The following is a 26,481-nucleotide window of genomic DNA, read 5'->3' as shown; positions in this document are numbered from 1 at the left end:
GTCAGCTCCTCTCGAGCGCCCACTGCCGGAGCGTCGCCGCCTTGATCTTGGTGCCGTTGGTGCCCGACGTCGTCGGCATGGCGTCGACGACGTGCACCGCCGCCGGCACCTTGAAGCCCGCGAGCGCCTCGCGGCACCACGCGACCAGATCCTCCCCCGACGGCGTCCGTCCTGCCGCGCCGACCACGAAGCCGACGGCCCGGGTGGCGCCGTCGTCGCCCTCGACGCCGACGACCTTGGCCGTGCCGACGTCGGGGTGGGCGGCGAGCCGCAGCTCGATCTCGGCCGGGTCGACGAGGAAGCCGCGCAGGCGCAGGGCGTCGCCGCGACGGCAGACGTAGGCGAAGGCGCCCTCGTCGACGAGCACGCCGAGGTCCCCGGAGCGGAACCAGCCGTCGGCGGTCCAGACGTCCGGGGTGTCGGCGCCCAGGTAGGCGTCGACGACGTTCGGCCCCCGGAACTGGATCTCGCCCTCGCCGCCGGGCTCCAGCACGGCCTCGGTGTCGGGGTCGACGACGCGGACGGCGATGCCGGGGTGCACGACGCGCCCGCCGCCGATCCAGCGCGCGGGCGCGGGCTCGTCGTCCGGCCAGGTCGCGGTGAGCGCGAAGACCTCGGACGAGCCGTAGACCCCCGCGACCCGCGTGCCGGCCTCCGCACCGAGCCAGGCGGCCAGCTCGTGGCTGCGGCCCTGGAAGTCGGCGACGCCCCACCAGCGCCAGCTCGCGAGGTCGCGGGGCCGCGCGGTCCAGGCCTCGTGCAGGCGCAGCACCAGGTCGTCGCCGCTGGCGAGGTGGGTGACGCGGTGGGTCGCGACGTGATCGAGCACGCGGTCGGCGTCGAAGGTGGGCTCGAGCAGCACCGTCGCACCGGCGGCGAGCCCGGCCATGACGGCGTTGTAGCCGAAGACCCCGGAGAGCGGCAGCGCGCCGAGCACGACGTCGCCCTCGCCGAGCCCGAGCACCGCGGCGTCGGCCACCGCGTGCGACAGCACCGCGGTGCCGCTGTGCGCGGCGAGCTTGGGCAGCCCGGTCGAGCCGGAGGTCGTGAACGCGACCGCCAGCGCGCCCGGGTCGCTGCGCGCCGGCTCCGGGCCGTCGTCGCGGCGCGGGGTCCAGGCGCCGGCGCCGACGTCGTGCGCGGCCGGGTCGGGCTCGGCACCGAAGGGCCCGCCGACGACGGCGACCTCAGGGGTCACGCCCGAGTGCTCGGCGGCGGCGCGCAGGCGTTCCAGCAGGTCGAGACCGTGGAAGCCCACCGCGAGGGCGACCAGCTTCGGGCGCGCGCGGGCGAGCACGTGCCCGGACTCCTCGGTGCCGTAGCGGGTGTTGACGCCGACGACGTGCGCGCCGCGGGCGGCGACGGCGAACTGCCAGACCAGCGCGTCGCTCCAGTTCGGCATCCACACCGCGACCGCGTCGCCCGCACCGACGCCGTGCTCGCGGAGCTCCTCGGCCAGCGCGCGCACGCGGCGCCACAGCTCGCCGCGGGTGACGGGGTGGGTGGTGCCGTCGGGGGTCGTGTCGAGCACGACCGTCGCGTCGGGGTCGCGGTGCGCGAGGCGTCCGAGCAGGTCGGGGAGGTCCGCGGGCACCGGACCCGGCGCGGGGAAGGCGGCGACCGGGTGGGGCGTGATCGCGGGGCGCCCGGTCATGCCGTGGCCGCCGTGAGCTCGGTGAGCCAGCCGTCGAGGACGGCGTCGAAGTCGGCGATCTCCTCCATCGGGTAGTGCCCGATGCCCTCGAGGACCGTGCAGCGGGCGCCCGGGATGGCGGCCGCGGCCGCACGCACCCGCGCGACGTCGAGCCAGAGGTCGTCGTCGCCGACGACGAGGTGGGCGGGGCAGGTGATGCTCGGCAGCGCGTCGCGCAGGTCGTGCGTCGCCCAGCCCAGCAGGTCGGAGGTGGACACGGCCGGGTCCTCCCGTCGGTGCATGGTCGCGATGAGCTCGGCGCGCTCGCGGGGGACGTCGCGCCCGACGACCGCCAGTGTGCCGAGATGGGTGCGGTCGGTGCGGCTCGGCGCGGCGACGTCGGAGAGCTCGCGGCGCAGGCCGCGCACCGACGGCCGGCCGCCGGTGTGGGCGTCGGCGGCCATGGCGACGACGGCGGAGAGTCCTTCCGACTTCACGGCGATGTCCAGTGCGATCTTGCCGCCGATCGAGCAGCCGACGACGGCGGGCCTGTCCAGGCCCAGCCGCTCGATCAGCGCCAGGCACCACGCGGCGTAGGCGCCGAGGTCGGTGACGGGCCCGCCCGGCGCCGGCTCGGAGCGCCCGTGCCCGGGCAGGTCGGGCACGACCACGCGGTACCCGCGGGCCGCGAGCGCCGGGGCGACGTGGCGCCACTGCACGCCGCTCTGGCCCGCGGTGTGCAGGCACAGCACGGGCGGGGCGTCGTCCTCGCCGTGCTGCTCCACGAACGCGAGGCCGCCGGCCAGCGGCAGGTAGTCGGCACGCATCAGGCGATCTCCCGGGCGGCGTCGGCGAGGCGGTGGAGCGCGGAGGTCAGCCGCAGGTACTCGTAGCCGTCGCCGGTGGCGGTGAAGCGCCCGGCCATCGCGAGGCGCATGAACGGGTTGTCGGCGGCCTCGACCAGCTCGAGCCACGTCGCCGCGTCGGCGCCGAGGACGAACGTCGCGCCGCGCGGGGACCGGCGCGCGACCTCGATGACCCGCCCGCGGTAGACGCGCAGGTGCACCTCGTCGTCACCGCTGCGCAGCCCGATCGTGCCGTCCCAGCTCGCGAGGTCCGCGGCGAGGTCCGTCTTGTCGCTCAGCGCCTCGGCCCAGCCGACCGTGCCGAACGCGCGCCCGACCGGGTCGGGACCGGCGCCCCGGGCCGCGATCATCGCGGCCGTCGTGCCCTCCTGCACGGTCTCGCCGCGCTCGTTGCGCAGGACCATGGCCCGGGTGACGACGCCGCGGTCGCCCGACGAGGTGCGCCGGGCGCGCACGATCGTCACCTCGAGGGCGAGGGTGTCGCCGACGCGCACCGGGCGCCGGTAGGCCCAGTGGGTGTCGAGCAGGCCGAGCACCGCGTCGCCGTGGATCCCGAGCCCCTGCAGCAGCCCCATCGCGACGGCGACGCCGAACGGCCCCTGCAGGATCGCGTCCGGTCCGGCGTGCAGGGGGTGGTCGTCGCCGGAGACGCGGGTGAACGCCGCGAGGTCCTCGGCGGTGACCTCCCGCGGCGGGCTGGTCCACCGCTCCCCCACCGCGAAGTCCTCGAACCACCGATCGCCCACCCGGCACCTCCACACGAACGACTGTTCGTATGCCAATCCATCATCCGGCGCGCCGACGCGTCAAGCAGGGGCCGCGCGGACCTCTAGGCTGGCCGACGTGAACGCGCGTTCGACGGTCTCGCTGGTCGGGGACACGGGCCGGGGCAACGAGGCCGCGATCCTCAACGCCGCCCTCGAGGCGTTCGGCGCCAAGGGCTTCCACGGCGCCTCCATGCGCGACGTGGCTCGCGGCGCGGGCACCAGCCTGTCGAACCTGTACAACTACTTCCCGTCGAAGTCGCGCCTGCTCGCCGAGGTGCTGCGCCACGCCAACGACGAGCTCGTCACGCGCCTGCACGTGGCCGTCGACGAGGCGGGCGACGACGCGGTGCCGCGGATGCGCGAGGCGGTGCGCGCCTACGTCCGCTTCGTCGTCGACCACCAGCTCGCGATGATCGTGTCCACCAACGAGGTGCGCTACCTCGACGGGGAGGACCGCGAGCGCCTGGTCGTCGACCGCGACGCGACGCAGGCGGTGTTCGAGGAGATCGTCACCCAGGGCGCGGCGTCCGGCGAGTTCCGCACGCCGTACCCGGCCGACGCCGCGCGCACCGTGCTCTCGGGGCTCGCGGGCGTGGCGCAGTGGTACCGCCCGGACGGGCGTCTGTCGCGGGGCCAGCTCGCCGAGCAGCAGGCGCGCTACGCCCTCGCCCTCCTCGAGAGCCCGCTGCCGCACTGACCTTGTGGCGGGCGGCATCGCGCTCGTACGGTACGAACGATCGTTCATGTACCGAGAGGTTGGCGCCCGTGACCCCGCAGAACCCCACCGACGCACCGCCGCGCATGGGCCGGCTCGCGACGGCCGCCGTCTTCGCCACCACCCTCGAGTGGTTCGACTTCCTGATCTACGCCACCGCCGCGGCGCTGGTGCTCGGGCCGCAGTTCTTCCCGTCGTCGAACCCGGTGGCCGGGACGCTCGCGTCGTTCGCGACGTTCGCGGTCGGCTTCGTCGCGCGCCCCCTCGGCGGCATCATCGCCGGCCACGCGGGTGACAAGTACGGCCGCAAGCCCCCGCTGGTGGCCGCGATGCTGGTCATGGGCGTGGCGACGTTCGCGATCGGGGTGCTGCCGAACTACGCGGTCATCGGTGTCTGGGCGCCGATCCTGCTCGTCGTGGCCCGCCTGGTACAGGGCCTGGGCGTCGGCGCGCAGTGGGGCGGGGCGGCGCTGCTGCTCACCGAGCACGCGCCGGTCGAGCGGCGCGGGTTCTACGGCAGCCTCGTGCAGACCGGCGCCGTCCTCGGGGCGGTCGCCGGCAACCTGTTCTTCCTGATCCTCACCGCGACCCTGTCCGACGAGCAGTTCACGAGCTGGGGCTGGCGGGTGCCGTTCCTGTCCGGGCTGGTGCTCGTGCTGATCGGGCTCTACGTGCAGCTCAAGATCGAGGACACCCCGGTGTTCGCCGCGCTGCGGGAGCGCTCGACGGCCGCGAAGCGCGAGGCGGGCCTGCGCAAGGCGCCGCTGGTGGAGGCCGTGCGGAAGTACTGGAAGGAGATCCTCCAGGCGACCGGCGCGTTCTTCGTCGTCAACGCGACCTTCTACATCCTCATCAGCGGGGTGCTCGACTACGCGACCAAGACCGTCGGGATGTCGCGGACCTCGATCCTGCTGTGCGTCATGGGCGCCGGGCTCACCCAGGTGATCACGATGCCGTTCTTCGGCGCGCTCACCGACCGCATGGGCACCCGCAAGAAGCTCTACCTCGCCGGCACCGTCGGCATGGCGATCTGGGCGTTCCCGCTGTTCTGGCTGATCGACACCGGCTCGGTGCCGCTGGTGTTCCTCGCCCTGCTGGTCGGCTTCACGATCCACGCGACGATGTACGGCCCGCAGGCGACGCTGTACGCCGAGATGTTCCCCGCCGACGTCCGCTACTCGGGCGCGTCGCTGGGCTACCAGTTCGCGTCGGTGTTCGCGGGCGGGCTCGCGCCGTTCATCATGACCGCGCTGCTCGCCGCCACGGGGGCGTCGTGGTCGGTGTCGCTGTACATCATCGGCACCGCCGCCCTGACCTTCCTCGCCGTGATCACCATCCGCGAGCGCTTCCGCCGGGACCTCTACGAGACCTCGGAGGACGAGGCGGCCGCGACGTCGCCGGAGTCGGTGCGCGCCGGGACCGCTCGTCGGTAGCAGCGAACGCGCTGTTCGCTGCTTCTAGGCGCGCGAAGTCCCCGTTCGCGCTGCCGGGTCCGCCCGACCCCTGAAGATCAGGGGCGCGGGGTGCACCCCGGCGCGCGCTCGGGGTGCACCAGGTGCTCGTGATCTCGGACGGTCGGCGGCGCTCGCCCTCGCGCCGCGTCGCCCTCGCCCTCGCGCCGCGCCGGAGATCACGAGTACCGGGTGCACCCTCTTTCCGCGATCCCTGTGCACCAGGTGCTCCTGATCAGCCGACGCCCGCCACCGCTCGCGTGCGCGGGGCGCTCCGGGGCGAGGTGCGCGCGGGCGAGCCCGAGAGCGAGGGCGTCCCTCGCTGCGTCCCACGCAGCCGGGGAGTCCCTCGCTCGACACACCAGCGCCGGCGCACACCCCCTCGACACACCAGCGCCGTGCACCGCCCCGTGGAACGACGAAGGGCCGCACCCCCGCGGGGGTGCGGCCCTTCAGGTGCCGTAGTCGGCGTGGACTAGAAGTCCATGCCGCCCATGCCGCCGGTCGGGTCGGCAGCAGCGCCGCCGCCCTTCTCCGGCTTGTCCGCGACCACGGCCTCCGTGGTCAGGAACAGCGCGGCGATCGACGCGGCGTTCTGCAGCGCCGAGCGGGTGACCTTGGCGGGGTCGATGATGCCCGCGGCGATCAGGTCCTTGTACTCGCCGGTGGCGGCGTCGAGGCCCTCACCGGTGTTGAGCCCACGGACCTTCTCGGCCACGACGCCGGGCTCGTGGCCGGCGTTGTGGGCGATCTGCTTCAGCGGCGCCTCGAGCGCGGTGCGCACGATGTTGGCGCCGGTGGCCTCGTCCCCGTCGAGCCCGAGGCCCGAGAAGACGTCGCCGACCGAGGCCTGCAGGAGCGCGACGCCGCCGCCGGCGACGATGCCCTCCTCGACCGCGGCCTTGGCGTTGCGGACCGCGTCCTCGATGCGGTGCTTGCGCTCCTTGAGCTCGACCTCGGTCGCGGCACCGGCGCGGATGACCGCGACGCCGCCGGCGAGCTTGGCGAGACGCTCCTGGAGCTTCTCGCGGTCGTAGTCGGAGTCGCTGCGCTCGATCTCGGAGCGGATCTGCTGCACGCGGCCCTGGATCTGGTCGGCGGCGCCGGCGCCGTCGACGATCGTGGTCTCGTCCTTGGAGACGGTGACCTTGCGGGCGCGGCCCAGCAGGCTGAGGTCCGCGGTCTCGAGCTTGAGGCCGACCTCCTCCGAGATGACCTCGCCGCCGGTGAGGATGGCCATGTCGGCCAGCATCGCCTTGCGGCGGTCACCGAAGCCGGGGGCCTTGACGGCGACCGACTTGAAGGTGCCGCGGATCTTGTTGACGACCAGGGTGGCCAGGGCCTCGCCCTCGACGTCCTCGGAGATGATCGCCAGCGGCTTGCCGGACTGCATGACCTTCTCCAGCAGCGGGAGGAGGTCCTTCACCGACGAGATCTTGGAGGACATGAGCAGGATGTAGGGGTCGTCGAGCTCCGCCTCCATCCGGTCCTGGTCGGTGACGAAGTAGGGCGAGATGTAGCCCTTGTCGAAGCGCATGCCCTCGGTGAGCTCGAGCTCGAGCCCGAAGGTCTGCGACTCCTCGACGGTGATGACGCCTTCCTTGCCGACCTTGTCCATCGCCTCGGCGATGAGCTCGCCGATCTGGGCGTCGCCGGCGGAGATCGACGCGGTGGCGGCGATCTGCTCCTTGGTCTCGACCTCCTTGGCCGACTTCAGGAGCTGCTGCGAGACGGCCTCGGTGGCCTTCTCGATGCCCTTCTTCAGCGACATCGGGTTGGCACCGGCGGCCACGTTGCGCAGACCCTCGCGGACGAGGGCCTGGGCGAGCACGGTCGCGGTGGTCGTGCCGTCACCGGCGACGTCGTCGGTCTTCTTCGCGACCTCCTTGACGAGCTCGGCGCCGATCTTCTCCCAGGCGTCCTCGAGCTCGATCTCCTTCGCGATCGAGACGCCGTCGTTGGTGATCGTGGGGGCGCCCCACTTCTTCTCCAGGACGACGTTGCGGCCGCGCGGGCCGAGGGTCACCTTGACGGCGTCCGCGAGGCTGTTCATACCCCGCTCGAGGCCGCGACGGGCCTCCTCGTCGAACGCGATCATCTTGGCCATGCGGGTGGTCCTCCGATGAGAGACACGTAACTCGGCCAGGCGCGGTGCCCGCGACGGACGACCGGCATCCAGACCACCGGTCTCACCGTCCCGACCTGGCACTCGACGATACCGAGTGCCAAATCCATGTTGGCACTCGGGTGGGGTGAGTGCAACCGAACCCCTCGGGGGTGTCGCCGTCAGAGGATCAGCAGCACGAGGAGCACGACCACCGCGACGACGACCACGCCACCGACGACCAGCACCAGCGGCTTCGGGCGGTCGGCGGCGGCCCGGACGAACGAGCCGTCGCGGTCGGGCGGCAGCGGGTCGCGCAGACGCATCGGCGGGGCCACCGACGAGCGCGTGAGCGGCCCGGGCGGCGGGCCACCGGGCGGGCCCGCGGGTCCCGGCGCCGCCGGGAAGGGGCCGGACGCCGGACCGAACGGGCGCGCCGGCGGCATCGGCGGGCCGCCGCGGGGCGGGGTGGGCGGCGGGAGCGGGCGGCCGACGGGCGGGTCCGCCGGGCTCCGGAGAGGACGACCGCCGTCGGCCGGCCCCGGCGCGGCCGACCCCGGCGCGGACGCCTCGCTCGAGGCCGACCCCGGCGCGGCCGCCTCGCTCGAGACCGACGTCGCCGACGTCGCCGATGCCGCAGCACCCTCCGGGGCGTCCCGGTCCTGCCCCGAGCCGGACTCCCGAGCGACCGGCGCGACCGGCGCGACCGGCGCGACCGGAGCCACGGGACGCACCGGCGCCACCGGACCCACCGCGCCGACGGGCGGCACGCGTCCGGGATGCCGCGGCGGCCCGGCGGGTCGGCGCGCCGCCGGCGGGGCGACCAGCGGCCGCGGGCCCGGTCCGGTCAGCGCGCCCCGGGCCGCCTCGATGACGGCGCTCGCCGACTCGTGGCGCCGCGGCCGGTCGGGATCCATGCCGCGGCGCACGACGTCGTCGATGCGCGGGTCGAGGCCGACGAGGTCGGCGACCGAGGGCAGCTCGCCGGCGAGGTGGCCGTCGATCACCTCGGTGACCGACCCCAGGTACGGCGCGCGCCCGGTGAGGCAGGTGAACAGCACGCAGGTCAGCGAGTAGACGTCGGTGCGGGCGTCGACGGGCTCGCCGCGCAGGTGCTCGGGGGCGGCATAGGTCGGGGAGCCGAGGAAGTCGCCGCCGGAGGTCCGGTGGCCGGTGGCGCCGCGGCGGGTCAGGCCGAAGTCGGCCAGGTAGACGTGCTCGCCGGCCGACTCGCGGGTCGTGACCAGGACGTTCGCCGGCTTCACGTCGAGGTGCACGAGGCCGCGGGCGTGCACGGCGTCCAGCGCGTCGGCGACCTGCCCGAGCAGGCGCAGCGTGCGCGCCACCGCCACCGGGCGGTTGTCGATGACGCTCGCGAGGTCGGGCCCCTCGACGTGGCGCATCGCGATGTAGAGGTGGCCGTCGGTCTCGTCGAAGTCGTAGAGCGGGACGACGTGGGAGTGGTCGACCGCGGAGGTGTTGCGGGCCTCGTCGACGAACCGCTCGCGGAACTCGCGGTCGGCGGCCAGCGCCTCGTCGATGACCTTGAGCGCGACCCGGCGACCGAGCCGGGTGTCGGTGGCGCGGTAGAGCACGCTCATGCCGCCGCGGCCGATGACGCCGTCCACGCGGAAGTGGCCGAGCCGCTGCCCGGTCAGGTCCTGCGCGCTCCGGTCCGCCACGCGACGACCCTAACGCCGCGCCCCCGCCGTCCCGGGCAGAACGGCGCACCCGCCGGGCAGGTCGGCGGGGCGGGCGGGACGATGCCCGCCGTGACAGGACACGGCCACGGACACCACGGGCACGGCCACGACCACGGCGACCCCTCGGCGATGCGACCGGTGGCCGAGCACGCCGCCACCGTCGCCGCCCTGCTCGGCCCGACGGCGACGGAGATCGTCGCCCTCGCCGACGCCCGGGGGCGGGTCCTCGCCGACGACCTCGTCGCCTCCCACCCGCTGCCGCCCTTCGCGAACTCGGCGATGGACGGCTACGCGGTGCGCAGCGCGGACCTCGGCGAGACCCCCACGGTGCTGCCCGTCGCCGCCGACGTCCCGGCCGGGCGCACCGACGGCCCGCCCCTGGCTCCCGGCACCGCCCACCGGATCATGACCGGCGCGGCGATGCCGGCGGGCGCGGACGCGGTGGTGCAGGTCGAGTGGACCGACGGCGGCACCGAGCAGGTGCGCGTCGAGCGGGCCGTGGGCGCCGGGCAGAGCGTGCGGGGTGCCGGCGAGGACGTCACCGCGGGGCAGGTCGTGCTGCCCGCCGGGACGGTGCTCGGGCCGGCGCAGATCGGGCTGGCGGCCGCGATCGGGGCCGGCACGCTGCGGGTGCGCCGCCGGCCGCGGGTGCTCGTGCTGTCCACCGGCTCGGAGCTCGTCGCGCCGGGCGAACCGCTGCGCCACGGCCAGATCCACGAGTCCAACGGCCCGATGCTCGCCGCCGCGGTCGACGACGCGGGCGGGCGCGCCGAGCTGCTGCGCTTCGTGCCCGACGACGTCGAGCAGTTCACCCGCACCCTCGACGAGGCCCTCGCCGCCCGCGCCGACGACCCCGTCGACCTCGTGCTGACCTCCGGCGGGGTCAGCGCGGGCGCCTACGAGGTCGTCAAGGACGCGTTCGCCGGCCGGGGCGTCACGTTCACCAAGGTGGCGATGCAGCCCGGGATGCCGCAGGGCGCGGGCCACCACGCCGGCCCGCTCGGCGACGTCGCCGTGGTGACGCTGCCCGGCAACCCGGTGAGCTCGCTGGTCTCGTTCGAGGTGTTCGTCCGCCCCGTCCTGCGCGCCGCGCTCGGGCACCCGCAGCCCGACCGGCCGCGGGTGCGCGCGCGCCTCGCCGAGGCGCTCGACTCCCCCGCGGGACGACGGCAGTTCCGCCGGGGGCGGATCGACGCCGTCGCGGGGACGGTCGCGCCGGTCGGGGGAGCCGGGTCGCACCTGCTCGCCGCGCTGGCCCGCGCCGACTGCCTGGTCGTCGTGGACGAGCAGGTCACGCGGGTCGAGGCCGGGGAGACCGTCGAGGTCTGGCTCCTGGACGGGTGATCCCGGAACGGCTCGATGGAGCCCCGTCAACCCCTGGTCGAGCGTCCCGTCGAGCGTCATCGTTGGACCGTTGGGGCGACTCGGCCTTCCGCCGCCGCGCGACATCGGGCACCATGTGTGACAGGTGTCATGGACCCGTGCCACGTGTGTCCTGACATCGTCCGGGTGGGCCCGTCACAGGACCAACCGCTTGTCGCTGGGGAGCGGACGAGCGGTTCCCGGCCGGGGTCGCCGACTCGGGGGTTGGCGGCCCCGGCCCCATCCCGGGCCTTCCCACCTCGTCCCGCCTCCGGCTCGGCCGATAGGTTTCGGTCGCGCGCCGTCGAGGAGAGGGATCCGTACCGACGATGGTCACGTCCGACCAGTCCGCCGCCCAGCACGCCGACCGCCCGGAGATCCCCTCGGGGCTCGGCGGCACGGTGCGCCACGCCCTCGCCCTCGTGCGCGACACCATGCCCCCGCTGCACCCCGGGGGCGCCCCCGTCATCGGCGCGGTGGCCGCCGCGGCCTTCGGCGTCCGCGCCCTGCGGGGCCGCGGGACGTTCGGGGCGCTGGCCGTCACCGCCGGGGTCGCCGCGTTCTTCCGCGCGCCCCACCGCACGACGCCGCGGCAGGCGGGCATCGCGGTGGCGCCCGCCGACGGGACGGTGAGCCTGGTCGACACCGCCGAGCCGCCCGAGGACCTCGTCGCCCGCGGCTTCCCGCCCGGGCCGCGCCCGAGGGTCAGCGTCTTCCTGTCGGTGTACGACGTCCACGTGCAGCGGGTGCCGGTCGACGGCCAGGTCCAGGCCGTCGAGCACCGCCCGGGCGGCTACCTGTCCGCCGACCTCCCCGCGGCGAGCGACACCAACGCGCGCACGGCGATGTGGGTGCACGGCACCGACGGGCACGACCTCGCCGTCCTCCAGATCGCCGGGCTGGTGGCGCGGCGCATCGTCTGCGACGCCGCGCCCGGCGACGAGGTCCGGGCCGGAGACGTCTACGGGCTCATCCGCTTCGGGTCGCGCGTCGACCTGCTCCTGCCGCCGGGCAGCACGGTCCGCGTCGAGCCCGGGCAACGGGCCGTCGGCGGCGAGACGGTGCTGGCCGACCTGCCGGGGACGTCGTGACCCCCGAGGCGGCACGCGGCGGCGGGCGCGGCGTGCGGCTGCTGCCCAACGCCGTCACCGTCCTCGCGCTGTGCTCCGGGCTGTCCGGCGTGCAGTTCATGATCGCGGACAACCGCGTCGCCGCGCTGGCCGCGATCACCGTCGCCGCGGTGTTCGACGCGCTCGACGGCCGCCTGGCCCGCCTGCTCGACGCGACCAGCCGCATGGGCGCCGAGCTGGACTCGCTGTCGGACTGCGTCTCGTTCGGCGTCTCCCCGGCCCTGATCCTGTTCCTGTGGACGCTGGACGACATCCGCATCGGCTGGGTGGTCGCGCTGGTGCTGGTGGTGTCGGCCGCGCTGCGCCTGGCGCGGTTCAACACGCTCTCCGACGACGAGGAGGCGCCGCCCTACGCGGGCGAGTTCTTCGTCGGCGTCCCCTCGCCGGCCGGCGCGCTCATCGCGCTGGCCCCCCTCGCGCTCGAGGTCCAGCTCGGGCCGGGGTTCTGGTCGCTGCCCGCGGTGGTCGGGGTGTGGACGGTGCTGGTCGGCGGCCTGATGATCAGCCGCGTGCCGACCGCCTCGCTCAAGAGCGTCCGCGTGCCGCCCCCGTTCGTCGCGCCCCTGCTCGTGGCGGTCGCGTTCGCCGCCGCCGCGCTCGTGACGTTCCCGTTCGTCGTCTACGCCGTGGCGGTGGCCCTCTACCTGCTGCACATCCCGTGGGCGGTCAGCCGCTACCGCTGGCTCGGTCGGCACCCCGAGGTGTGGCACGTGCCGCCGCGCCAGCGCCGCGCCGTGCGCCGCGCCCACCGCCGCCTGGGTCTCGCGCCGCCGCGGCGCAACCTGCGCCGCCGGGTCGCGGGCGCTGCGGCCCGCGCCGGCACCGCCGCACGCAACATCGGGCGTGACCGCGACCGCCGCGTCGGCGACCCCACGGCGCCCCTGCCCCCGCCCGGCCCGATCGAGCGGCCCCCGGGACGGCCCGCCGACCGCAACGGTCACGGCGACGGGCACGGCGACCGCCGGCCGCGTCCGCGCGGCTCGCGCCGCCTCGGGCTGCGCCGGCACCGGGACGACGAGCAGTGAGCGCCCCGGTCGGCGTCGACCTCCTCGCCCGGCTGGGCACCTCGGCCGGCGACGCGCGCCGCGGCGTCGTGCGCCTGCACCCCGAGGTGATCACCGCGCTGGGCCTCGAGGCCTGGGACGCGGTGCGGGTCACGGGTGCGCGCGCCACGGCCGCCCTCGTCGCCCCCGCCGTCGCCCCCGCCGCGCCCGGCACCGCGGTGCTGGACGAGACGACGATGGTCAACGCGGGCGTCGTCGACGGGTCGACGGTCGGCGTGGCCGCCGCGCCGGTCGCGGTCGCGCGCCAGGTCGAGGTCGCCGGCTCCCGTCTGGCCACGGCCGCCCTGCCCCCGGAGACCCTGCGCCTGGCCCTGACCGGCAAGGTCCTGCTCGCCGGCGACACGCTCTCGCTGCTCCCCCAGGACCTCAGCCCGATCCCCGGCGCGGACGCCGCGGGCGCGCGCCGGGGCCTGGCCGCCGCGCTGGGCGGCACCTGGACCACCGAGCTCGTCACCGTGACCGCCGCCGAACCGCCGCACGGCGCCGACCCGTCCGCGGCTCTCGTGGTCGCGCCGACGACGGTCGTGCGCTGGCAGAACGGGGCGAGCACGGGAGCAGGCACCGGGGGCGCACCGCCCACTCCCGTCGTCCCCGCCGCGCAGGCCCCGGCGCCCGCGGCCGCCCCCGCCCCGGTCGTCGAGGAGCCGGCGGTCGCCGTCGCCGACCTCGTCGGGCAGGCCGAGCCCGCCCGACGCCTCGGCGAGTGGTTCGACCTCGTGTTCCGGCGTCCCGAGCTCCTCGAGCGCCTCGGCGCCGCGCCGCGGCTCGGGGTGCTGGTCAGCGGGCCCGAGGGCGTCGGCAAGACGACGCTCGTGCGGGCCGTCGCCGCCGACGAGGACGCGCGGGCGGTGTGCCTGCCCGCCCCCGAGGTCGCCGCGATCGAGGCGGGCGCGGCTGCCGCGCGCGTCCGCGAGGCCGTCGACGACGCGACGGCGAGCGCCCCGACCGTCCTGCTCGTCACCGACGCCGAGGTACTGCTCCCCGCGTCCGACCCCCCGCCGCTGTCGACGCTGGTGCTCGAGGCGCTGCGCCGCGCGGCGAACGCGGCCGGCACGGCGCTGGTGCTCACCTCCGCGCGGCCCGAGGCCCTCGACCCCCGCGTGCGCGGCGCCGACCTCGTCGACCGCGAGCTGACCCTGCCCGCGCCGGGCGACCGCGACCGCGCCGAGCTGCTGGGGGTGCTGCTGCGCGGGGTGCCGCTGGCGAAGGACGTCAACCTGGCGGCCGTCGGCGCACGGACCCCGGGCTTCGTGGCCGGCGACCTGGTCGCGCTGCGCCGCGAGGCGGCGGTGCGGGCGGCGCTGCGGGCGGGCTCCGGGGAGGACGACCCCACCCTGACCACCGACGACCTGCTCGGCGCCGTGTCCTCGGTGCGCCCGGCGTCGCTGTCGTCGGGGTCGCAGACGCTGTCGTCGGGCGGGCTGACGCTCGAGCGGGTCGGCGACATGGTCGAGACCAAGCAGGCGCTCACCGAGACGATCCTGTGGCCGCTGCGCTACCCCGACTCCTTCGCGCGGCTCGGGGTGTCGCCGCCGCGGGGCGTGCTGCTCTACGGGCCGCCGGGGTGCGGCAAGACGTTCCTGGTGCGGGCGCTGGCGGGCACCGGCTCGCTGAACGTGTTCGTGGTCAAGGGCGCCGAGGTGCTCGACAAGTTCGTCGGCGAGTCCGAGCGGGCCGTGCGCACGCTTTTCCGGCGCGCGGCGGCGGCCGCACCGGCGCTGGTGTTCCTCGACGAGATCGACGCCCTGGCCCCGCGCCGTGGCGGGTCGACCGACGCCGGCGTCTCCGACCGGGTCGTCGCCGCCCTGCTCACCGAGCTCGACGGCGCCGAGCCGCTGCGCGACGTCGTGGTGCTCGGCGCCACCAACCGCCCCGAGCTCATCGACCCCGCCCTGCTGCGGCCCGGGCGCCTCGAGCGGCGCGTGTACGTGCCGCCGCCGGACGCCGCCGCGCGGGCGGACATCCTGCGGGCCTCCGCCCGGGACACCCCGCTCGCCGACGACGTGGACCTCGACGCGCTCGCCGCGGACCTCGACCGCTACTCGGCCGCCGACTGCGCCGCCCTGATCCGCGAGGCGGCGCTGACGGCGATGCGCACGTCGCTGGAGTCGACCGAGGTCTCGGCGCGCGACCTCGCCACCGCCCGCGAGGCCGTCAAGCCCTCGCTGGACCCGCGCCAGCTCGCCGAGCTCGAGGCCTACGCCGGGGAGAACTAGGCGCCGGGGAGAACTAGGCGCCGGGGAGAACTAGCCCCGGCTCTGGCCCCAGTTGTTCGTCGCGATGACGATGACGCCGGGCGAGGCGCTCGCGATGCCGTCGAAGCGGGGCATCGAGCGCAGCCCGAACTCGCGGGCGATCGCCTCGGCCGCGCCCTGCTCGCCCGTGCCCGGGCGGTAGTAGACGGTGCTCTCCGGGATGATGCCGCTCGGGTAGTTGCCGACCTCGACGACGTTCCAGCCCTGGGCGCGCATCTCGGCGGCCGCGCGGTCGGCGAGACCCTGGATCGTCGAGTTGTTGAAGACCCGCACCGCGACCGACGAGTCCACGCCGCCGCCCCCACCGGAGCCGCCACCGGAACCGCCGGCGCCACCGGCCACGGCGCCACCGCCGCCGGGCGCGCCGCCCCCGGGGACGATCGGTGCGCCCACCGCGGGACCGCCGGCCGGAGCGCCGCCGGGCTGGCCGGGGGCGCCGGCGACACCGCCGGGGGGCACCGGGCCACCGGGCGGGACGGGGCCGCCGGGCTGTCCGGGCTGGCCGGGCTGGCCGGGCAGGCCCTGGCCGGGGACGCCGGCCTGGTTCGGTGCGGGCGCCGGCTGCGGGGCCGGGGATCCGTTGCCGGTCGCCCCGGGGAGCGGCGCCGCCGGGCTCGCGGGCGCGGCCGTGGGGCTCGAGGGCCCCTCACCCCCGAGGGCGAGCAGGCCGACCACGGCGGCGACACCGGCGATCGCGAGCAGCACGATGCCCGCGATGCGCATGCGGGAGGCGTCGGCGGACCCGGGCCCAGTCATGTCCTGCTCCCCTCAGCGGACCGTCGGTCCGCTCCCTGCTCGCTCGGCGGAAATGCCGCGTCAGGGAGTCAGGAGACCATCAACGAGGCTCGACTCCGAGGCGACGCGCCGCACGGGCCCGCTGCCGACTCTGTCGCAGGCGCCTCAGGCGTTTCACGAGCATGGGATCGGCCGCGAGGGCCTCCGGCCGGTCGACCAGGGCGTTGAGCACCTGGTAGTAGCGGGTGGCGGACATGTCGAAGAGCTCGCGGATCGCCTGTTCCTTGGCGCCCGCGTACTTCCACCACTGGCGCTCGAACGCGAGGATCTCGCGGTCGCGTCGGTCGAGCCCGTCCGACGGCTCGTCCTGCGGGGGATGCACCCGAACCGCGTCCGCCACGCTCCTCGCCTCCTACCCCACGGCGTCCCGCTGGCCGCGAATGACACGCCTGTCATTCGGGCTCCTCCATTCAATCACGGCGCCCCGACAGCGCGGGGCCCAACGCGTGAGAACCGCGCGATCGCGGGGCACTACGGTGCCCGCCGTGACCGTCAGGCCCGTCGTCATCGTCGGCGACCCGGTGCTGCACCGGCCGACCCGGCCCGTGACGCCCGAGGAGCTCGGCGGCGCCGCGCTGCGCACCCTGGTCGAGGACCTCTTCGACACGATGGACGCCGCCAACGGCGTCGGGCTCGCCGCCAACCAGATCGGCGACGACCGCCGCGTCTTCGTCTTCGACTGCCCCGACCCCGAGCTGGACGGGGAGCGGCGCCGCGGCGTCGTCGTCAACCCCGTCCTCACCGCCGACGCGCCCGCGGAGACGATGCCCGACCCCGACGACGACGAGGAGGGCTGCCTGTCGGTGCCCGGCGAGTCCTTCCCGACGGGGCGCGCGCCGTGGGCCGAGGTGCGCGGCGTCGACGTCGAGGGCACCGAGGTCGTCGTCACCGGCACCGGCTACCTGGCCCGCTGCCTCCAGCACGAGACCGACCACCTCGACGGATACCTCTACGTCGACCGCCTGGTCGGCCGCTACCGCCGCGCCGCCAAGCGGGCCCTGCGCGACCACGGCTGGGGCGTGCCGGGGAACTCGTGGATGCCGGGCGTCGACCCGGACCCGTTCGGGCACTGAGGCCCGGGCTGTTGCAGCGAACGTGGCGTTCGCTGCTTCTACGCGTGCGAACTCCCCGTTGATCATCCGCGCGGTTCCGCCCACGGCGGACACCGCAGCCGTGCGCTCTGCAACGGTGTAAGCACGGGAGGTATGGACGAGCTCGACGCCTACTCCCGCACCGTGAGCACGGTCGCGGCCGCCGTGGGCCCGTCGGTCGCCGCGGTGCGCGCCGGCCGGGGCAGCGGGTCGGCCGTGGTCGTCGACGACGGTGTCCTGGTCACCAACGCGCACGTCGTCGCCGGCAACCGCGACGGCGAGGTCGCCTACGCCGACGGCACCGAGGGGCGGGTGACGGTGCGCGGCACCGACCCGCTCTCCGACCTCGCCGTCCTCACCACGCGCGACCCCACCCCGCCGGCGCTCACGCTCGGCAACGCGGGCGAGCTGGTGGTGGGCAGCTCGTGGTGGCGGTCGGCAACCCGCTGGGGCTCGCCGGGTCGGTCACCGCCGGCGTGGTCAGCGGGCTCGGGCGCGCCCTGCCGGTGCGCAGCGGGCGGGCGAGCCGGGTCGTCGAGGACGTCATCCAGACCGACGCCGCGCTCAACCCCGGCAACTCCGGCGGCGCGCTCGCCGACGCGGCGGGCCACGTCGTCGGCATCAACACCGCGGTCGCCGGGGTCGGGCTGGGCCTGGCGGTGCCGATCACGGGCACGACCCGGCGCATCCTCGACGCCCTGCGCGACGAGGGCCGCGTGCGGCGCGGCTACCTGGGGCTCGTCGGGGCGCCCGCTCCCCTGCCCGCCGACGTCGCCGCCCGCCTCGGCCGCCAGAAGGGCCTGCGGGTGGCCGAGGTCGTGCCCGGCAGCCCCGCCGCGCGCGCCGGGCTGCACGCCGGCGACCTCGTCGTCTCCGCCGACCGCGAGCCGGTCAGCGACGCCCAGGGCCTGCAGCGGCGCCTGTTCGCGCCGTCGATCGGGCGCACGATGCCGGTGACGGTGCTGCGCGGCGAGGCGATGGTCGACGTCATCGCGGTCCCGTCGGAGCTGACGGACCACTGACGGGCCACTGACGGACCACTGAGAGGGCCCCGCGCGGCCGAGCTGCCGACGCCCGGGTGCACGACCTACCCTCGGCCGGTGGGGGGAACCGGGTCCACCGTGGAGATCGGGGTCCTGGGTCCGTTGCGCGCCACCGTCGACGGCGCGCCGGTGGAGCTGGGCGGCCCGGCCCGGCGCGCCGTGCTCGCGCGGCTGGCCGTCGCGGGCGGGGAGGTCGTCACCGCCGACCGTCTCGTCGACGACCTCGCCGGCGGTCACCCCGGGCCGAACGCGCTCGCGTCGCTGCAGGTCCACGTGTCGCACCTGCGCCGGGTCCTCGAGCCCCGCCGGGCGCCGCGCACCCCGTCGCGGGTCCTCGTCACCGCCGCCCCCGGCTACGCGCTGCGCCTGCCCGGCGCCGACGCGCTCGACGCGGCCCGCCTGACCCGCCTCGTCGACCGCGCCCGCGGCGAGGCACCCGACCGCGCCGCCGCCCTGCTGCGCGAGGCCCTCGGGGTGCGGCGCGGCCCGGCGTACGCCGAGTTCGCCGACGAGGGGTGGGCGCGGGCGGAGGCGGCCCGGCTGGACGAGGTGGTCCGCTCCGCCCGCGAGCGCCTCGCCGCCGCCGAGCTGGCCCTGGGCCGCCACGCCGACGTCGTCCCGCTGCTCGAGGGCCACGTCCGCGACCACCCGCTGCGCGAGGAGGGCGTGCGGCTGCTCGCGACCGCGCTGCACCGCGCCGGGCGCGCCCCCGAGGCCCTCGAGCTGCTGCGACGCACCCGCGGCCACCTGCGCGAGGAGCTCGGCCTCGACCCCGGCCCGGCGCTCGTCCGCCTCGAGTCCACGGTGCTGACCGTCCGGGGCCCTGAGGCCCCGGCGTCGGCACCGCCGCTGGGCCGCGACCGCGAGCTCGCGCGCTGCGACGCCGCGGCCGAGCGCGTCGCGGCCGGCGCCGTGGAGCTGGTGCTCGTGGCCGGCGAGGCCGGGTCGGGCAAGACGACGCTGGTCGACGCCGTCGCCGAGCGGCGCGCCCGCGCGGGCTGGACGGTGGCGCGGGGGCGGTGCCCCGAGGTCGACGGCGCCCCGCCGGCCTGGCCCTGGACCGAGGTGCTGCGGGACCTGGGTGCCGGCAGGACCGACACCGACGGCGACACCCCCTTCGCCCGCGACCGGGCCGTGCTGGACGCCCTCGTGGACCGCGCGCCCGTGCTCGTCACCCTCGACGACCTGCACCGCGCCGACGACGAGACCCTGCGCCTGCTGCGCATGGTCGCCACCGGCGCGGGCGCCGGGCTGCTCGTCGTCGGCACCCACCGCGGCGAGGAGGACACCGCCGCCCTGCACGCGACGTGGGCCGCGCTGGCGACGGTCGTCTCCGACCGCCTGGCCCTCGGCGGGCTCGCCCCCGACGCGGTCGGCGCCCTGCTCGCGCGCCACGGGCTGCATGCCGACAGCGCCACCGCGGCCGCCGTCGCCGACCGCACCGGCGGCAACCCGCTGTTCGTCCGCGAGGTGGCCCGCCTGGCCGTGACCACCGGCGAGCACGGGCTGCCCGCCGGGGTCCGCGACGTCCTGCGCCGCCGGCTGCGCGAGCTGCCCGGGCCCTCGCGAGCGGTGCTGACCCACGTGGCGCTGCTCGGGCGCTCCGCCGACGTCGACCTCGTGCTCGCCGTCGAGGCCGCGGTCACCGGCCGCACGACCGCCGAGATCGAGGAGGAGGTGCTCGACGGGCTCGAGGACGCGGTGGGCGCGGGGGTGCTCGGCGAGGACGACGGGGCGCACGCGGTGCGCTTCGTCCACGACCTGTGGCGCGAGGTCGTCGCCGCCGAGGTCCCGCGCCTGCGCCGGGCCCGGCGGCACGCGCGCATCCTCGACGTGCTCGAGGCCGGCGTCGCCGGGCCCGCCTCCCCCGCCGCGCTGGCCCACCACGCCCTGGCCGCCGGCGACCGCGTCGCTCCCGACCGGATGGTCGCCCACGTCGCCGCGGCCACCGACGCCGCGATGGCGCGCGGGGCGTTCCGGTCGGCGGTGGCGCTGTGCCGCGCGGCCCTGGCGCGCGTCCCCGACGGGCCGTCGGTGGTGGGGCTGCGCTGCGCGCTGGTCGCCGCCCTCGCCGCGTCGGGGGCCGGCGAGCACGCCCACGCCGAGCGCGGGCTCGCCGTCGAGGCCGCGCGCGCGACCGGCGACCCGGACCTCGTCGCCCGGGCCCTGACCAGCGTCGACGCGCCGATGCCGTGGCCGGTGCGCGGCACGGGCGGGCGGATGGCGCCGCTGTTCGACGACCTCCTCGCCCTGCCCCTCGACGACGAGGGGCACACCCGGCTGCTGGTGGCGTTCGCCCGGGAGATCGAGTTCGTCGAGCCCGCGCGGGCCGCCGCGCTGGCCGAGGAGGCCCTGCGGCGCGCCCGCGCGTCCGGCCGCACCCGGCTGCTGTGCACCGCGCTCAACACCGTCTTCCTCGTCAACTCGCAGCCGGAGTGGTGGGACCGGATCGAGCCGGTGGGGCGCGAGATGCTCGAGGCCGCGCAGGCCGGCGGGCACGCCGACCACCGGGCCGAGGCCCACCACGTGCTGTTCTGCGCGGCGGTGGTCCGCGACGACCCGGCCGCCGCGCGCCACCACGCCGACGCCGCGCTGGCCGCCGCGACCGACGGGCAGCTGGAGATGACGCTGGCCTTCGTCGGCCTGCACGAGGCGATGCTGGCGCTGACCGGCGGCCAGGACGACCTCGCCGAGCGGACCTACGCCGCGGAGGGCGAGCGCCTGGCCGCGGCGGGGGTGCCGCACGCGGTGGTGCTCGTCGAGGTCGCCCGGTTCACGCTCGCGCTGGCCCGCGGGGACACGTCCGCGACGCTGCCGGCGCTGCGGCGCATCGACGCCGCGTTCCCGCGCTACGCCCACGACCTGCTCGCGCTCGCGCTGCTCGACGCCGGGCACGAGGAGGAGGCGCGGGCGCTGTGGGCGCAGCGCCTGCCGGTGCCGCGCGACTGGAGCTGGGGCGGCCTGCTCACCGTGCAGGGCCTGGTGGCCGCGCGCCTGGGCGACCGCGAGCGCGGGGCGGAGGCCTTCGCGGCGCTCGAGCCGTACGCGGGGCGGTGGGGCCTGTCGGTCACCGGGATCCTGGCGTTCGCGCCGATCGACCTCGTGCTGGCCCGGCTCGCGCGGACCCTGGGGCACGGCGACGCCGCCGTCGCGGCGCACCTGGCGCGGGCGCTGACCGTGGTCGGCGGGGCGGGGCCGTGGCGCGACCGGGTCGACGAGTTGCTGCCCCTCGACGCGCGCGGTTAGCGTCCGCGCCGATCGTTCGCGCGGGAGCCCGTCATGACCGGGCTGAGAGGGCGGGGAGCCGCCGACCGCTGGACCGGCCGGGTCATGCCGGCATGGGAGGAACCGTGGCCCCGTCGACCCCGCCCGTCGCGCTCGCGATCGCCGGCACGGACTCCGGCGGCGGCGCCGGGCTCACCGCCGACGTCCGCGCCTTCACCGCCTGCGGGGTGCACGGGGCGGTGGCGGTCGCCGCGGTCACCGTGCAGAACTCCGTGGGCGTCGAGGGCTTCCACGCGATCCCGCCCGACGTCGTCGCCGCCCAGATCCGCACGGTGGCCGGCGACATGGGCGTCGACGCGGCCAAGACCGGCATGCTCGCCTCGACCGAGATCATCACCGCGGTGGTGGAGGCCGGCGACGAGGTGGGGCTCGGGACGCGCGTGCCCTTCGTCGTCGACCCCGTGGCCGCCTCGATGCACGGGCACCCGCTGCTGGCGCCGGACGCGCTCGACGCCGTGCGCACCCTGCTGATCCCCCGCGCCACGCTGGTGACACCGAACCTCGACGAGGTGCGCCTGCTGGTCGGGGTCGACGTCGTCGACGACGACTCCGCGCGCGCGGCGGCCCGCGCGCTGCTCGACCTGGGAGCGGGCGCGGCGCTGGTCAAGGGCGGGCACCTCGCCGGGTCGCCCGAGGTCGTCGACCTGCTGGTGACCGCCGACGGCACCGAGCACCGGTTCACCTCGCCGCGACGGCGGACCGAGCACACCCACGGCGGCGGCGACTCGCTGGCGTCGTCGGTCACGGCCGGGCTGGCGCGCGGGATGGCGCTCGTCGACGCCGTCGCGCTCGGCAAGGCCTACATCACCCGCGCCGTCGAGCACGCCTACCCGCTCGGCGCCGGCCACGGCCCGGTGTCGGCGCTGTGGTCGGTGGCGCGATGGGCTCCGCCCACGTGAGTGATATGGGTCGTCATGGCAACCCGAACCACTCACGAGGGCGGAGCCCATCCATGGCCGAGACCCCACCGCGCGCGCTGACGATCGCCGGCTCCGACTCGGGCGGCGCCGCCGGGCTCGAGGCCGACCTGCGCGCGATGACCGCCTGCGGGGTGCACGGGTGCGTGGCCGTCACCGCGGTCACCGTGCAGAACTCGCTGGGCGTCTCCGGGGTGCACCTCGTGCCCGCGGACACGGTCGCGGCGCAGGTCCGGGCCGTGGTCACCGACATCGGGGTGGGCGCGGCCAAGACCGGGATGCTGGCCTCGCGGGAGATCATCGACGCGGTCGCCGACGTCGTCGACGAGGTCGGCATCGGGCGCGACGCGGACCTCGTGCCGTTCGTCGTCGACCCCGTCGCGGCCTCGATGCGCGGCGACCCGCTGCTCGCCGACGACGCGATGGAGGCGATCCGCACGCGGCTGTTCCCGCGCGCCGCGCTCGCGACCCCGAACCTCGACGAGGTGCGCCTGCTCGCCGGCGTCACCGTCACCGACGCCGCCACCGCCCGCGAGGCCGCCGCGGCCCTGCACGCGATGGGACCGCGGTACGTGCTGGTCAAGGGCGGGCACCTGCGCGGGTCGCCCGAGGTCGTCGACCTGCTCTTCGACGGCGAGCAGACCTGGGAGTTCTCCGGCCCGCGCATCGACACCCCGCACGTCCACGGCGCGGGCGACGCCCTGGCCAGCGCGACCTGCGCCGCGCTGGCCCGGGGCGCCTCGATGCCCGACGCCGTCGCGTCCGCCGAGCGCTACATCCGCCGCGCCGTCGCCGAGTCGTACCCCCTGGGCGCCGGCGTCGGGCCGGTGTCGCCGCTGTGGGCGGTCGACGATGCGCTGCGCGCACGTGAGTGATCCGGGCCGCCGGGACCCAGATCACTCATAAGCGCGAAGCGCCTCCGAACACGAGCCTCTCGGCGCGGCGCAGCCGCCGGCGGGTCAGGGGCAGCAGGACCGTGAGCACCGGGCCGGCGACGCGACGCAGGGCGGCCCTCTGCTCCGGGCTCGCCACGGCGGCGACGCGGGGCAGGACGAAGCCCATGTCGCCGCCCCGGTCGCGCACCGCGGCCTCCACACCGTGCCACTCGTGCTGCGGGACGTGCGCCAGGATGATCGGGAAGACCTCGCGCTCCTCCTCGGCGATGTGCTCCGCGAGCAGGTCGGCCAGCGCGCCGAGGTGGCGGGCCAGCGCCCGGGCCGCCGCGGCGTCCGCGGGCGCCTGCGCGAGGTCGTCGGCCGCCGCGCGCACCTGGACGAGCAGCGGGTCGAGCGCCGCGTGGTCGTCGGTCAGGGCGGCGAGGTCGACGCGGTCGCCGGCGCGGGCCTCGAGGACCGGCCAGAGCACGTCGTCCTCCGCCTCGTGGTGGTGAAGGATCTCGTCGGCGAGCCGCCCGACCCAGCGGGCGATCGCGACGGCGCGGGTCCGGTCCACACGTTCGGTCCCGTCCACGACGCGCGCGGCCAGGTCGGCGAGGCGGCGGCTGTCGGCGCACATCGCGCGGTGACCGAGGGTGATGCCGAGCAGGTCGTCCTGGCGGGTCGGCGTCGCGGTGGTCATGGTCGCTGCTCCGTTCGTGGCGGTCGCCGACCTCGGTGATCGGCACACCGTGAGCATCGGCCGCGCCACTTGCGAACGACTAGTCGCCGAACACCAGACGCTCGCGCCGCCGCAGGGCGCGCCGCGCCAGCACGCCCGCCAGGCCCCGCCCGCCGAGCGCGGCGTCGACCGCGGCGAGCTCGCCGGGCGCGGCCGTGGCGTGCGCGCGGGCCGCGGTGAACGCCGGGTCCGGGGCCTCGGCGTGGTGGTCGCGGGCGGCGCGCAGCCACTCCGCGCGCGGCACCCGGGGCAGCAGGCCGCGCAGCTCGCGCTCGGCGTCGCGGCGGTGCTCGTCGAGCAGGTCGGCGAGCTCGCCCAGCAGGCGCGCCAGGCGGCGGATGCGGGCGAAGTCCTCGGCGCTCGCCACCGCGATCGGGCGCACCAGCACCGCCCCGACGAGCCCGCGGGTGGCGCGCCGGACCTCGCCGAGCAGGCCGCGCAGGGCGACGTGGTCGTCACGCAGCCCGGAGAGGTCCAGGGTGCGTCCGGCGTGGCGCTCCAGCACCGGCCAGAGCCCGGCCTCCTCGCCCTCGTGCCGGTGGCGGATCGCCTCGCAGACGTGCTCGACCCAGTCGCCGACGGCCAGCGCACGCCGCTCCCCGAGGGGCACCGTGCCCGCCGCGATGCCGTCGGCGAGGCGCGCGAGGCGCGCGACGTCGGCGAGCAGGGCGCGGTCGGTGACCCGCAGCGGGGCGAGGTCGCGGTCGGTCGGCGAGGCGGGGTCGGTGTCGGTGTCGGGCGGGGCGGTGGGCACGCCGGGCTCCTGGGGATCACGTGCTGCTCGTCGGATGCCGAGAGCGTGACCCGTCCCGCTTGTCGTCGACTTGTCGCGCGCTTACCGCGCGGGTCAGCCCCCGTCCTCCGGGCCCAGCTCGCGGATCGGCGCCCCGTCGGCCCACGCGCGGACGTCCTCCACCGCGTCGCGATAGAAGACCGCGTAGCTGCCCTCGGTGACGTAGCCCAGGTGCGGCGTGAGCACCGTGCGCGGCGCGGTGCGCAGCGGCGCGTCGAGCGGGAGCGGCTCGGTGCCGAACACGTCGAGGCCCGCCCCGCCGATCGTCCCGGCGTGCAGGGCCTCCACCAGCGCGTCCTCGTCGACGATCGGGCCGCGCGAGGTGTTGATCAGCAGCGCGGTCGGCTTCATCCGCGCCAGGTCGTCGCGCCCGACGAGGCCCCTGGTGCGCGCGGAGAGCTTGAGGTGGATCGTCACGACGTCGGACGTCGCCAGCAGCTCGTCCCTGCCGACGGGCGTGACGCCGTGCGCGCGGGCCTCGTCGGGGTCCAGGTGCCGGCTCCACGCCACCACGTCCATTCCGAACGCGAGCCCGACGGCGGCGACGGGGGCGCCGATGCCGCCGAGCCCGACGACACCGAGGCGCCGGCCGGCCAGGTCGCGGCCCACGGTGTGCTGCCAGCGGCCCTCGCGGATCGCCCGGTCCTCGGCGGGGACGTGCCGGGCCAGGGCGTGGATCAGCGCCCACGTCATCTCGACGGTCGGGGCGTTGCTCGAGACGCCGCCGGTGCCCGACACCGTGATGCCGCGCTCGCGGGCCGCGGCGACGTCGATCGCGACGTTCGCCGGCCCGGTCGTCACCAGCAGGCCGAGGTTCGGCAGCCGCGCCAGGACGTCGGCGGGGAACGCGGTGCGCTCGCGCATGGCGACGACGACGTCGAAGGGCTCGAGGGCGGCGACGACGTCGTCGGGGCCGCCGAGGTGCCCGGCGAAGGACGTCACTTCGGCGCCGAGGGCGTCCCAGTCGGCGTACGAGGCCGCGACCTGCTGGTAGTCGTCGAGCACGGCGATCCGGCGGGGCTTCGGCACGGGCGGGGTGTGCCCTCGGGGGTCCGGGGGCACACACCCGTCGTGCCTGCCGACCTCCCGGTGCTGCGCCCGACCCGGGCGGGCTGGCCGGTGTACGCCGAGCGCCCCCGCCGGCGCACCCGCCAGTTCCTGGCCGACGTCGCGGTGCTCGTGTGGGTGGCGGTCGTCGTGTCGCTCGCGGTGGTCCTCTACGACACGGTGCTGACCCTGCAGGGCCCCGGCCGGCAGATCGGCGCGGCCGGGACCCGGGTGCGCGACACGTTCACCGGCGCCGCGGACACCGCGTCCGGCGTGCCGTTCGTCGGCGACGACCTCGCCCGTGCCCTGTCCGGCGGCGCCCGCGCCGGCGACGACATCGTGGCGGCCGGCGACCAGCAGATCGCCGCGGTGGAGGCGCTCGCCACCGGGGTGTCGTGGACGGTCACGCTGCTCGCGATCGTGCCCGTCGTGGCGGCGTGGCTGTGGTTCCGGGTGCGCTGGATGATCGCGGCGCGGGCCGTCCTGGCCCTGCGCGACGGGCTGCGCGGCGGCGTCGGCGACGCCGACCTGCTCGCCCTGCGCGCCCTGGTCCACGCCACGCCGCGCCGCCTCGCCCGGGTGCCCGACGCGGCCGCCGGCTGGCGTCACGGCGACCCCCACGTGCTGTCCCGGCTCGCCGAGCTGGAGCTCGCCCGGCTCGGTCTGCGGGCCCCGACCCTCGTGCGCGCCCCGGCCGGGGGCGTACGGTTCGGGGCCTCAACGGACGAAACGGACGACGCCGCCGAGGCGCCCCCGGGGCATCCGCCCCGGGTCGACCCCGACGAACGGTGGGGTGACACACCCCCGTCACCGGGTCCATCGGGCACTCGAACGTCCTAGCCT

Annotated in this window: 22 protein-coding genes and 1 pseudogene; 13 read left to right on the top strand and 10 right to left on the bottom strand. The window is 76.7% G+C overall.

What is annotated here, in order from left to right; genetic code table 11:
* Nucleotide 1: 1 nt before the first annotated feature.
* The 3 genes from ACFPK1_RS05740 to ACFPK1_RS05730 are packed head-to-tail and all read right to left on the bottom strand — an operon-like array spanning nucleotide 2 to nucleotide 3,245.
* The gene (locus ACFPK1_RS05740) at nucleotides 2–1,654 is read right to left on the bottom strand and encodes an AMP-binding protein (RefSeq protein ID WP_378019937.1); all 1,653 of its coding nucleotides are present in this window, start codon (nucleotides 1,652–1,654) and stop codon (nucleotides 2–4) included.
* Nucleotides 1,651–2,460: an alpha/beta fold hydrolase gene (locus ACFPK1_RS05735; protein ID WP_378019936.1), complete on the bottom strand. Its 810-nt coding sequence runs from the start codon at nucleotides 2,458–2,460 to the stop codon at nucleotides 1,651–1,653. Before ACFPK1_RS05735 ends, ACFPK1_RS05740 begins: the two co-directional genes overlap by 4 nt.
* Nucleotides 2,460–3,245: a MaoC/PaaZ C-terminal domain-containing protein gene (locus ACFPK1_RS05730; protein WP_378019935.1), complete on the bottom strand. Its 786-nt coding sequence runs from the start codon at nucleotides 3,243–3,245 to the stop codon at nucleotides 2,460–2,462. Before ACFPK1_RS05730 ends, ACFPK1_RS05735 begins: the two co-directional genes overlap by 1 nt.
* A gap of 97 nt (nucleotides 3,246–3,342) precedes the next feature.
* Between ACFPK1_RS05730 and ACFPK1_RS05725 the strand changes: the two genes are divergently transcribed.
* The gene (locus ACFPK1_RS05725) at nucleotides 3,343–3,963 is read left to right on the top strand and encodes a TetR/AcrR family transcriptional regulator (protein WP_378019934.1); all 621 of its coding nucleotides are present in this window, start codon (nucleotides 3,343–3,345) and stop codon (nucleotides 3,961–3,963) included.
* Between the two features lie 68 nt (nucleotides 3,964–4,031).
* A complete protein-coding gene (locus ACFPK1_RS05720; protein WP_378019933.1) occupies nucleotides 4,032–5,414 on the top strand; it encodes an MFS transporter in 1,383 nt (460 codons plus the stop codon).
* A 493-nt stretch (nucleotides 5,415–5,907) separates the two neighbouring features.
* Here the strand turns inward: ACFPK1_RS05720 and groL are convergent, their stop codons facing one another.
* Both groL and ACFPK1_RS05710 read right to left on the bottom strand, forming a co-directional pair.
* A complete protein-coding gene (groL, locus tag ACFPK1_RS05715) occupies nucleotides 5,908–7,539 on the bottom strand; it encodes a chaperonin GroEL (protein ID WP_337718332.1) in 1,632 nt (543 codons plus the stop codon).
* Between the two features lie 179 nt (nucleotides 7,540–7,718).
* A complete protein-coding gene (locus ACFPK1_RS05710; RefSeq protein WP_378019932.1) occupies nucleotides 7,719–9,218 on the bottom strand; it encodes a serine/threonine-protein kinase in 1,500 nt (499 codons plus the stop codon).
* A 150-nt stretch (nucleotides 9,219–9,368) separates the two neighbouring features.
* Between ACFPK1_RS05710 and moeA the strand changes: the two genes are divergently transcribed.
* From moeA to ACFPK1_RS05690, 4 genes are all read left to right on the top strand, one after another.
* Nucleotides 9,369–10,583, top strand: a complete 1,215-nt coding sequence (moeA, locus tag ACFPK1_RS05705; protein ID WP_378020271.1) for a molybdopterin molybdotransferase MoeA — start codon at nucleotides 9,369–9,371, stop codon at nucleotides 10,581–10,583.
* Between the two features lie 347 nt (nucleotides 10,584–10,930).
* The gene (locus ACFPK1_RS05700) at nucleotides 10,931–11,692 is read left to right on the top strand and encodes a phosphatidylserine decarboxylase (RefSeq protein WP_378019931.1); all 762 of its coding nucleotides are present in this window, start codon (nucleotides 10,931–10,933) and stop codon (nucleotides 11,690–11,692) included.
* A complete protein-coding gene (locus ACFPK1_RS05695) occupies nucleotides 11,689–12,756 on the top strand; it encodes a CDP-alcohol phosphatidyltransferase family protein (protein ID WP_378019930.1) in 1,068 nt (355 codons plus the stop codon). The genes ACFPK1_RS05700 and ACFPK1_RS05695 overlap by 4 nt, the downstream gene beginning before the upstream one ends.
* Nucleotides 12,753–15,011 (top strand): AAA family ATPase, encoded by a 2,259-nt coding sequence (locus ACFPK1_RS05690; RefSeq protein ID WP_378019929.1) that lies wholly within the window; start codon nucleotides 12,753–12,755, stop codon nucleotides 15,009–15,011. The genes ACFPK1_RS05695 and ACFPK1_RS05690 overlap by 4 nt, the downstream gene beginning before the upstream one ends.
* A 30-nt stretch (nucleotides 15,012–15,041) precedes the next feature.
* Here ACFPK1_RS05690 and ACFPK1_RS05685 read toward each other — a convergent pair whose 3' ends face one another.
* Nucleotides 15,042–15,806 (bottom strand): LytR C-terminal domain-containing protein, encoded by a 765-nt coding sequence (locus ACFPK1_RS05685; protein ID WP_378019928.1) that lies wholly within the window; start codon nucleotides 15,804–15,806, stop codon nucleotides 15,042–15,044.
* Between the two features lie 79 nt (nucleotides 15,807–15,885).
* Entirely contained in the window at nucleotides 15,886–16,185 is a 300-nt protein-coding gene (locus tag ACFPK1_RS05680) for a DUF3263 domain-containing protein (protein WP_116707140.1), read from the bottom strand.
* Between the two features lie 145 nt (nucleotides 16,186–16,330).
* Between ACFPK1_RS05680 and ACFPK1_RS05675 the strand changes: the two genes are divergently transcribed.
* From ACFPK1_RS05675 to thiD (ACFPK1_RS05650), 6 genes and pseudogenes are all read left to right on the top strand, one after another.
* Nucleotides 16,331–16,918, top strand: a complete 588-nt coding sequence (locus tag ACFPK1_RS05675) for a peptide deformylase (RefSeq protein ID WP_378019927.1) — start codon at nucleotides 16,331–16,333, stop codon at nucleotides 16,916–16,918.
* A gap of 234 nt (nucleotides 16,919–17,152) precedes the next feature.
* Nucleotides 17,153–17,386: pseudogene (locus ACFPK1_RS05670) on the top strand (trypsin-like peptidase domain-containing protein); the annotation flags it as partial.
* Nucleotides 17,362–17,958: a S1C family serine protease gene (locus ACFPK1_RS05665; RefSeq protein WP_378019926.1), complete on the top strand. Its 597-nt coding sequence runs from the start codon at nucleotides 17,362–17,364 to the stop codon at nucleotides 17,956–17,958. The pseudogene ACFPK1_RS05670 and the gene ACFPK1_RS05665, both read left to right, overlap by 25 nt.
* Nucleotides 17,959–18,036: 78 nt before the next feature.
* A complete protein-coding gene (locus tag ACFPK1_RS05660; protein WP_378019925.1) occupies nucleotides 18,037–21,225 on the top strand; it encodes a BTAD domain-containing putative transcriptional regulator in 3,189 nt (1,062 codons plus the stop codon).
* A gap of 92 nt (nucleotides 21,226–21,317) precedes the next feature.
* A complete protein-coding gene (gene thiD, locus ACFPK1_RS05655) occupies nucleotides 21,318–22,163 on the top strand; it encodes a bifunctional hydroxymethylpyrimidine kinase/phosphomethylpyrimidine kinase (RefSeq protein WP_378019924.1) in 846 nt (281 codons plus the stop codon).
* A gap of 53 nt (nucleotides 22,164–22,216) precedes the next feature.
* Complete coding sequence (gene thiD, locus ACFPK1_RS05650; protein WP_378019923.1) at nucleotides 22,217–23,056, top strand: bifunctional hydroxymethylpyrimidine kinase/phosphomethylpyrimidine kinase; 840 nt, start codon at nucleotides 22,217–22,219, stop codon at nucleotides 23,054–23,056.
* Nucleotides 23,057–23,081: 25 nt separating this feature from the next.
* On the opposite strand, the gene ACFPK1_RS05645 is transcribed toward thiD (ACFPK1_RS05650), so the two are convergent.
* From ACFPK1_RS05645 to ACFPK1_RS05635, 3 genes are all read right to left on the bottom strand, one after another.
* Nucleotides 23,082–23,759, bottom strand: a complete 678-nt coding sequence (locus ACFPK1_RS05645; protein ID WP_378019922.1) for a hemerythrin domain-containing protein — start codon at nucleotides 23,757–23,759, stop codon at nucleotides 23,082–23,084.
* 79 nt (nucleotides 23,760–23,838) lie between these two features.
* Nucleotides 23,839–24,552 carry a hemerythrin domain-containing protein gene (locus ACFPK1_RS05640; RefSeq protein WP_378019921.1) on the bottom strand — a complete coding sequence of 238 codons (714 nt, stop codon included), beginning with the start codon at nucleotides 24,550–24,552 and terminating at the stop codon, nucleotides 23,839–23,841.
* A gap of 93 nt (nucleotides 24,553–24,645) precedes the next feature.
* Complete coding sequence (locus ACFPK1_RS05635; protein WP_378019920.1) at nucleotides 24,646–25,620, bottom strand: D-2-hydroxyacid dehydrogenase family protein; 975 nt, start codon at nucleotides 25,618–25,620, stop codon at nucleotides 24,646–24,648.
* A gap of 42 nt (nucleotides 25,621–25,662) precedes the next feature.
* On the opposite strand from ACFPK1_RS05635, the gene ACFPK1_RS05630 reads away from it, so the two are divergent.
* A complete protein-coding gene (locus ACFPK1_RS05630) occupies nucleotides 25,663–26,478 on the top strand; it encodes a hypothetical protein (RefSeq protein ID WP_378019919.1) in 816 nt (271 codons plus the stop codon).
* The last annotated feature ends 3 nt before the right edge of the window (nucleotides 26,479–26,481 follow it).

The organism is Actinomycetospora rhizophila (assembly GCF_042657905.1).
GTDB classification, from domain to species: domain Bacteria; phylum Actinomycetota; class Actinomycetes; order Mycobacteriales; family Pseudonocardiaceae; genus Actinomycetospora; species Actinomycetospora rhizophila.
This window is presented reverse-complemented; position numbering and strand designations above follow the sequence as displayed.